The organism is Paracoccus sp. (in: a-proteobacteria) (genome assembly GCF_046462195.1).
Classification (GTDB): Bacteria; Pseudomonadota; Alphaproteobacteria; order Rhodobacterales; family Rhodobacteraceae; genus Paracoccus.
Map to the genome: position 1 here is coordinate 1 of NZ_JBKGUN010000173.1, position 7,785 is coordinate 7,785.

Sequence of the window (7,785 nt, forward strand, 5' to 3'; positions counted from 1 at the left end):
AAGGGTGCAGGCTCGAAAGGGCCTCGAGGGTTCGAATCCCTTCGTCTCCGCCATTTAACCTAGACAAGCCAGTCTCTATACCCGGCGCTGGCGGGATTCTTCGATGTGTTCGAGGGTTGTGCGGGTGAAGCTGTTCACCAGCCGCGGCGCAGAGAAGCCTGATTTTGATCTCCAACGCCGTATTTCTCCGGAGCTGATGACTGCGCCGAAACGGTGAACAGCTTAGTTGGCATTCAAATTGTTGTATATTTTGCGAGGCCTGTGTTTGGTTGGATCTGAGGGTCTTCTACGGCTGACGGGCCTGCGGTTGAACCCTATCCGCTCATAGCGCCTTTGGCAGATAGCAGAAGCGATCGACTCCGGACGCGGGTGAGTTGAGCCTACACCTGCGCGTGCTGAGGAACTTGCGGCCCTTCGGGACAGGGGAGGGTACAAACCAACAGCGACTAAAAGGGCGGAAAGCAGTCTGTCAGTGGTGCGGCAGAGCACGCGCTGGATCTGGCCGAAGCAGACACTCGGTGTGCTACGTCGCCCACCTGTCTCGGATAGCCACCCTCCTAGGAGTGCACGCGCGGGGGGGGGGGGACCCGATTGACGGCGGTGCGGCATGGCGACTGCAGGACGGGCCAAAGCGGACACTTACACTGTGAGCCTAAGGGAGTGCGCGCGCTTGTCGACTCGAAGGACCGCCAGTGACCTTCGGAGGTTTCTGCACTGTTTGGACCTCAAAGAAACATCGGCCGAACAGTGCAGATCGTAACCCGCACTTCAACGTTATGTTCGAATCCGATAACCAAAGAGCCTTGTCTGTGGAAGTAGCGTTATGAACACCAAACGACCCACCTTAGAAGACATCGCTTCGGTTGCTGGCGTTTCGCGCGCCACAGTTTCGCTTGTTGTGCGACAGTCCCCTCTGGTGGCGGAGCACACGCGTGTGAAGGTCGAGAAGGTCATGGCCGATCTTGATTATGTCCGCGACATCGGCGCCGCTCGACTGCGCAACAACAGTAGCCGGACGGTGGGTGTGATCGTGCCGAACTTGGTGAACTCGTTCTTCACTGAATTCCTGACCGGCGTCGAGCAGGTGATGCGTGAGCAGGACCGCGTCGTGCTTCTTGCCAATAGCGAAGACGAGCCGGAGCGCCAAGACGACATCCTGCAGCGGTTCCGGGGGCATGGCGTGGATGGTGTGATCCTCTGCCCCGCGGCGGGGACGGATGCGGCCTTGCCGGGGCGGATGCAGCGCTGGGGCTTGCCCATGGTGCAGGCTTTGCGCGAGGTTGGAGAGCAGGAAACGGATTATGCTGGCGCGGACTATGTCGCAGGCGTCGCCATGGCGCTGCAGCATCTGACAGAATTGGGGCACCGGCGCATCGCCTTTCTGTCAGTGCGCGCGATGACGTCGGCCAAGGCTGAGCGGTTAAAGGGCTTTTCACTGGCACTGGCGAAGAACGGTGCGGTCGATGCGGGAATTGTCGAAGCCGACCTGACCTGGGAGGGCGCAGCTCATGCCGCCGAGACCTTGCTTGCGTTGCCGTCGCTTCCGACGGCGGTGCTGTGCTTCAACGATGTTCTTGCAGCAGGACTTATGCTGGGGTTGCGACGCGCAGATCGGCAGCCGGGACGGGAGATCGCTGTCGTTGGCCTTGACGATCTGCCGCTGGCGGAACTGACCTATCCGCCGATGACCAGCGTCGCCATGTGCCCTGCGCGGATCGGCAGCGAGGCTGCACGGCTGCTGACCCGACGCTTGGCCGAACCGGAACGGCCGATCGAGAGGTTCATTCATGCCCCAAGGCTGACGGCACGCGAAAGCTCTGGAACGAAAATCGGTTGACACACAGGCAATCTGCATTTTAGATCGTTCTAAGTCGCAGGAAAAGACACATCCGCAGGGGAGGGCAGATGTATCGCTTCAACTTCCAGCCGGTTATCGACAATCTGGACATGCTAGCCTATGGCGCTTGGCTGACAATTCAGCTGTCGTTCGCGGCCATGGCCATCGGGCTGGTCGTGTCGATCCTGGGGGCAGTCGCCAAGACATCGGGCATCCGACCGCTGCGCTGGATCGTCGATGTCTATGTGGAGGTGATCCGCAACACGCCGTTCCTGATCCAGATATTCTTCATCTTTTTCGGCTTGCCCGCCTTGGGCATCAGCATGTCGCCCAACACCGCGGCGATGGTTGCACTGGTGGTCAACGTTGGCGCCTATGGGACCGAGATCATCCGCGCCGGCATCGAATCCATCCCGCAAGGCCAGATCGAAGCCGGGCGCGCCTTGGCCCTGACGCCGACGCAGATCTTCCGCCATGTCATCCTTAAACCGGCACTACGCAACATCTATCCTTCGCTGACCAGCCAGTTCATCTACCTGATGCTGACCTCCAGTGTGGTGTCGGTCATCTCGGCCAACGACCTTGCGGCCGCCGGGGCGGACTTGAACGCCCGCACCTTTGCCAGCTTCGAGATCTATCTGGTGCTGACGATCATGTATTTCCTGCTGGCCTTGGGCTTCTCGACGCTGTTCGGGACGCTGCGACGGGTCTTCTTCAATTATCCGGCGGGGCGCTGAGATGATCCGCGAGTTTTCCTCCGTCGACCTGATCTTCATCGCCATGGCGATCCGCTGGACGCTGATCCTGTCGATCATCGCCTTTGTCGGGGGCGCTGCCGGAGGCCTTGTTCTGGCATTGTCGCGCACCTCGCACAGCCGGGCGCTGCGTTGGCTTTCCATGTCCTTCATCCAGGTCTTTCAGGGAACCCCGCTGCTGATGCAGCTGTTCCTAGTCTATTTCGGCCTGGCGGTGCTGGGCCTGCCCATCGATCCACTGCTGGCCGCCGCTGTCGCCCTGACGCTGCATGCCAGCGCCTTTCTAGGAGAGATCTGGCGCGGCGCCATCCAGGCTGTTCCGCAAGGCCAGTCCGAGGCTGCAACCGCGCTGGCCCTGTCCTACCGGGACCGGATGCGCCATGTCGTGCTGCCGCAGGCCATGCGTGTCGCCACCGCTCCCACGGTCGGGTTTCTGGTGCAGCTGATCAAGGGCACATCGCTGGCCTCGGTCATCGGGTTCACCGAGCTGACCCGCGCAGGTCAGATCGTCAACAATGCGACATTCCAGCCGTTCCTTGTCTTCGGGACGGTGGCCGCGCTCTACTTCGTTCTGTGCTGGCCGCTGTCGCTGCTGGCCCGCCGGATGGAAGCACAGATGCGTCTTGCCGTCACGCGCTGATTTTTTGAGGAGGAGAATACCATGACACTGACTCGTCGTCTGATTGCGGCCCTTGCCGCCACCACATTGATTGCCACCCCGGCGCTTTCTGCCGACCTGCAGGCTGTTCGGGATGCGGGCTCCGTCCGCATCGGCATGCTGGTCGATTTCCCGCCCTTCGGCATCCAAGATGCTTCGGGCAATCCCGACGGCTATGACGCTAACGTGGCCAAGGCCCTTGCCGAACATCTAGGGGTCGAGGCACAGATTGTTCCCGTCACCGGCCCGAACCGCATCCCTTATCTGCTGTCAGGCCAGGTCGACGTGCTGGTCGCCTCGCTGGGAATTACTCCCGAGCGAGCCGAGCGCGTGGACTTTTCAACCCCCTATGCAGGTATCGCCATTGGCGTCTACGGCGGCACTGATGTCGCAGTTGCAAGCCCCGAAGACCTGGCGGGCAAGTCGATCGCGGTCGCCCGCGCCTCGACGCAGGATACAGGCGTGACCGAGGTCGCCCTCGAGGGCACCGAGATCCGCCGATTCGACGACGACGCCAGCGCGGTGCAGGCGCTGATGTCGGGGCAGGTGCAGACGATCGGCTTATCGAACGTGGTCTTTTCCCAGATCGCCGGTGTGGCGGGAGATCGCTTTGACAAGAAGTTCGACCTGTCCAGCCAGGTGCAGGGCATCGCGGTGGCGCCGGATTCCGACGCGCTCCTAGAGGAAATCAACGCCTTCGTAATCGAGGCACGCACCGACGGCACCTTGGATGCTATCCACCAGGAGTGGCTGGGCGAGCCGCTGCCGGAGTTCGTCAAGACTGCTGAATGACCGGATGCGCCCGGCCCACACAGCCGGGCGCCTTTGCCTTAGGGGAGCCCCGATGACCGAACACGCCATCACCATGCGCGCCGTCAACAAGTATTACGGCGCCTTCCATGCGCTGGTCGATATCAACCTGACCGTCGAGCGCGGAGAGAGGATCGTGATCTGCGGCCCATCTGGGTCGGGCAAGTCTACCCTGATCCGCACGATCAACCAGCTGGAGGCGATCCAGTCCGGCAAGATTGTCGTGGACGGGATCGCGCTTTCCGGCGACGATAACGTTGCCAAGGTCCGTCAGGACGTCGGCATGGTCTTCCAGTCGTTCAACTTGTTTCCACACATGACGGTGCTGGAAAACTGCATGCTGGCGCCGATGAAGTCCCGCAAGATCCCCCGCGCCGAAGCCGAGGCGATTGCGCGACAGTATCTCGACCGCGTCAAGATCCCCGAGCAGGCTGACAAATACCCCGCCCAACTGTCGGGTGGCCAGCAGCAGCGGGTGGCGATTGCCCGAGCGCTGTGCATGAAACCCCGCATCATGCTGTTCGACGAGCCGACCAGTGCGCTGGACCCCGAGATGGTCAAGGAAGTGCTGGATACGATGATCGATCTGGCCCGTGAGGGGATGACCATGCTCTGCGTCACACATGAAATGGAGTTCGCGCGCGCCGTGGCTGATCGAGTGATCTTCATGGACAAGGGTGTCATCGTCGAGGAGAACGCCCCGGAGGCATTTTTCGGTAATCCGCAGAACGAGCGCCTGCAGAATTTCCTGGGGCAGATCGCGTGAGCCGTCCCAAGGTTTTGGCCCTTGCCTCGCTGAAGCCCGCCGCGATGCAGGACAAACTGCTAGCCAATTATGACGTGATCAACGACATGGACGCGGCACAGGATGTCAGGATCGTTCTGACCTCGGGCGCTTTGGGCCTATCGGCGGCGCAGATGGCCCAGTTGCCGTCGCTTGAACTGATCGCGGTAAACGGCGTCGGCGTCGACGCGGTCGATCTGGTCGAAGCCCGCCGTCGTGGCATCCTTGTGACCACCACACCCGACGTGCTCTCCTCAGCTGTGGCCGAAATGGCGATTGGTCTTGCGCTGGCCACGGGACGCCGCATCGCCGAGGGCGATCGTTTTGTTCGGGCCGGGGCATGGGCCGGGGGCGACAAGCCCGCGCTCGGCAGGCCAGTAATCGAAGGGCGCGCAGGCATCCTGGGCTATGGTCGCATCGGTCGCAGACTGGCCGATCTGTTGCGCGGTCTGGGAATGGACGTCCTCTATACCGCACGTTCGGAAAAGCGGAATTCCCCCGACGGGTTTCGGACCGATGCGGAGGCTTTGGCGCAGGATTGCACCCTGCTGTTCGTGACCGCCGCGGGCGGCGCAGAAACTCGTGGTCTTGTCGACGCAACGGTGCTGCGGGCCTTGGGATCCGACGGCATCCTTGTGAACGTCGCTCGCGGACCGGTTGTCGATGCCGATGCACTTGCCTGCGCCTTGCGGGCGGGCACCATCGCTGGTGCCGGGCTGGACGTTTTCGAGGACGAACCGAACGTGCCGCAAGTCCTGATCGACGCGCCGAACTGCGTGCTGACGCCGCATCTGGGTTCAGCCACAGATGCGGCCCGCGCCGCGATGGCCACCCTGGTTCTGGACAATATCGCGGCACATGTCGCGGGGCGCCCTCTACCAACCCCGTATGAGCGTTGAGATGGATTTTCTCTGCATTGGCGAACCCCTGATCGAGTTCACCAACTGTCCCGAAACACCGGGACGTTTCGACCGCCGTGCTGGCGGCGACATGTTGAACACCGCAGTCTATCTAGCCCGGCTAACCGCCCCCGGCAGTGTCGGCTATCTGTCGCGCCTGGGTGACGACGCGATGAGTGGATTTTTGAGAGGTACCTTGGCCGAAGAAGGTATCGCCAATTTTTGCGCCACGCAGCCGGGCGGTCGTCCAGGGCTCAGCTTCATCACCACAGATCCTCGGGGCGAGCGCAGCTTTACCTATTGGCGCGACCAGTCACCCGCCCGCCGTTTGTTTTCCGCGCCAGAGGATCTGGCGGCACTGGATGGAGCTGATACGCTGGTCCTCTCTGGCGTGACCTTGGCGATGTTGCTGCCTGAGGGGCGTGCCGCTTTGCTGGATGCGCTGGAGCGCCGCAGGGCCGAGGGCGCGCGCATCGTGCTCGACACCAATTACCGGCCCGCGCTCTGGCTCGATGCTGGGACGGCACGGGCGGTCATCGGACGGGCCGCCGGGAGGGCAACGCTGATCCTGCCTTCGCTGGACGACGTTTCAGACTGCTTCGGGACCACAGATCCGTCAGAGGCGATGCACCTGCTGATGAACCTGACCGCAGCGGAAATTGTCCTGACCACCGGTGGCGATGCGGTCACGCACCGAGCGACAGGCGCGACAACGTTCGACAGCTGGCCGCTGCCACCCCGCCGCACGGCCGTGGACACCACCGGTGCGGGCGACAGCTTCAACGCGGGCTGGCTGGCAGCCCGTCAGGCCGGCCTTGCACCCCCGGATGCTATTGCGCGCGCCGCCGGCCTTGCCGCGCAGGTCGTCCTGCATCAGGGCGCCATCCTGCCGTGCCATGCCATGCCCGCAATCAAGGAGATGTCCGCATGAACCCAACCTTTGATCCAAAGGCCGCCGCGCGTGTCCTTTTGGATGTTCGCGCCGGCGCCCCGCGGCCTGCGGGCTTGCCGACCCCGCCTCCGAATACGACTGCTGCCTATGCTGTGCAGTCCGAAGTCATGCGCCATTTGGGAGGCCGCGCCAGCTGGAAGATGGCCCTTCTAGGCGGCCGCGACCGTCACACCGCCGCGATGCCCGCTAGCGAGGTCGTAACCAGCGGCTCTACCCTCGGGCCACTGCCCCACGATGCGGCGATCGAGGTTGAGACCGCCTTCATCCTCGGTGCCGACTTGCCAGCTGGCACCACACCAGCCGCCGCGCTCGCGGCCGTTGCGGAGGTCCGTCTGGCATTTGAAATCGTTTCATCCCGCTACAATGATCGGACCTTCGTGCAACCGCTGGAGGCGATGGCGGACGGCTTCAGTTCGGCGGCCATCGTTCTGGGTAGCCCCATTCGCGACTGGCAAAGCCTTCTGGACCAGCCGCTCGGCCTGACACTGGCTCTGGATGGGCACGCGGTCGCCGCGTCAGAGCAGACCCCAACTCTGTCCGAGACGGCAGGTTTCCTTTCCTGGCTCGCGTCCCATGCCGCAGGGCAGAGCATGCAGCTTTCCGCAGGCACGGTCATCATTACCGGAGCCCGCATCGGGCCGATCCCACTTCGCGGGACGCGTAACGCCCTTGCATCGTTCAGGTCGATCAAGGTGAGGGCTGCTTTTTCCCGCGCCATTTAGATTGATCTGTCAGGCGGCTATTGTTGCAAAGTGCCACACCGCAGACTGGTGTCGATCCCTCGGCGCAGATACCAACACCCACTGACCTCACTGAGGTGCTGACGCCGCGACGAATGACCAGTCTGAGAATGCAGGACTGCGGCATTGGCCCGATTTGAGCGTCCGCTAAGGGCCCGAAAGTGGCATTCCCGTGGATGAGCGACTAGCTCCGTAGAGTTGCGCTTTTAGGAACGCAGTGAGCGTGATCGTCTAATTTTGCTCTCCTTGCCGATCCTCAAGCGGCACCGGCTCCAGAAAGCTGAGCGTGCGCTGCGGGAACGGGATGTCGATGCCGGCGCTGTCCAGTGCGCGTTTCACCGCCCGGGCCA

8 protein-coding genes are annotated in these 7,785 nt (G+C 62.6%); all 8 read left to right on the forward strand.

What is annotated here, in order from left to right; all coding sequences use genetic code 11:
• Positions 1-823 precede the first annotated feature (823 nt).
• Complete coding sequence (locus tag ACLHHB_RS10900; RefSeq protein WP_410218309.1) at positions 824-1,837, forward strand: LacI family DNA-binding transcriptional regulator; 1,014 nt, start codon at positions 824-826, stop codon at positions 1,835-1,837.
• A gap of 68 nt (positions 1,838-1,905) precedes the next feature.
• Positions 1,906-2,574: an amino acid ABC transporter permease gene (locus ACLHHB_RS10905; protein ID WP_410218310.1), complete on the forward strand. Its 669-nt coding sequence runs from the start codon at positions 1,906-1,908 to the stop codon at positions 2,572-2,574.
• Between the two features lie 4 nt (positions 2,575-2,578).
• Positions 2,579-3,232 carry an amino acid ABC transporter permease gene (locus ACLHHB_RS10910; RefSeq protein WP_410218316.1) on the forward strand — a complete coding sequence of 218 codons (654 nt, stop codon included), beginning with the start codon at positions 2,579-2,581 and terminating at the stop codon, positions 3,230-3,232.
• A gap of 21 nt (positions 3,233-3,253) precedes the next feature.
• Positions 3,254-4,042, forward strand: coding sequence for a transporter substrate-binding domain-containing protein (locus ACLHHB_RS10915; RefSeq protein ID WP_410218311.1), 789 nt, complete (start codon positions 3,254-3,256; stop codon positions 4,040-4,042).
• A 52-nt stretch (positions 4,043-4,094) separates the two neighbouring features.
• The gene (locus ACLHHB_RS10920; protein ID WP_410218312.1) at positions 4,095-4,826 is read left to right on the forward strand and encodes an amino acid ABC transporter ATP-binding protein; all 732 of its coding nucleotides are present in this window, start codon (positions 4,095-4,097) and stop codon (positions 4,824-4,826) included.
• Complete coding sequence (locus tag ACLHHB_RS10925; protein ID WP_410218313.1) at positions 4,823-5,743, forward strand: NAD(P)-dependent oxidoreductase; 921 nt, start codon at positions 4,823-4,825, stop codon at positions 5,741-5,743. The genes ACLHHB_RS10920 and ACLHHB_RS10925 overlap by 4 nt, the downstream gene beginning before the upstream one ends.
• Position 5,744: 1 nt before the next feature.
• On the forward strand, positions 5,745-6,674 hold the full coding sequence (locus tag ACLHHB_RS10930) for a sugar kinase (RefSeq protein WP_410218314.1): 930 nt from the start codon (positions 5,745-5,747) through the stop codon (positions 6,672-6,674).
• Entirely contained in the window at positions 6,671-7,417 is a 747-nt protein-coding gene (locus tag ACLHHB_RS10935) for a fumarylacetoacetate hydrolase family protein (RefSeq protein ID WP_410218315.1), read from the forward strand. Before ACLHHB_RS10930 ends, ACLHHB_RS10935 begins: the two co-directional genes overlap by 4 nt.
• The last annotated feature ends 368 nt before the right edge of the window (positions 7,418-7,785 follow it).

Coding starts and splice junctions, on each gene's coding strand:
- ACLHHB_RS10900 (WP_410218309.1), top strand. CDS start 824: ATGAACACCAAACGACCCACCTTAGAAGACATCGCTTCGGTTGCTGGC.
- ACLHHB_RS10905 (WP_410218310.1), top strand. CDS start 1,906: ATGTATCGCTTCAACTTCCAGCCGGTTATCGACAATCTGGACATGCTA.
- ACLHHB_RS10915 (WP_410218311.1), top strand. CDS start 3,254: ATGACACTGACTCGTCGTCTGATTGCGGCCCTTGCCGCCACCACATTG.
- ACLHHB_RS10920 (WP_410218312.1), top strand. CDS start 4,095: ATGACCGAACACGCCATCACCATGCGCGCCGTCAACAAGTATTACGGC.
- ACLHHB_RS10930 (WP_410218314.1), top strand. CDS start 5,745: ATGGATTTTCTCTGCATTGGCGAACCCCTGATCGAGTTCACCAACTGT.
- ACLHHB_RS10935 (WP_410218315.1), top strand. CDS start 6,671: ATGAACCCAACCTTTGATCCAAAGGCCGCCGCGCGTGTCCTTTTGGAT.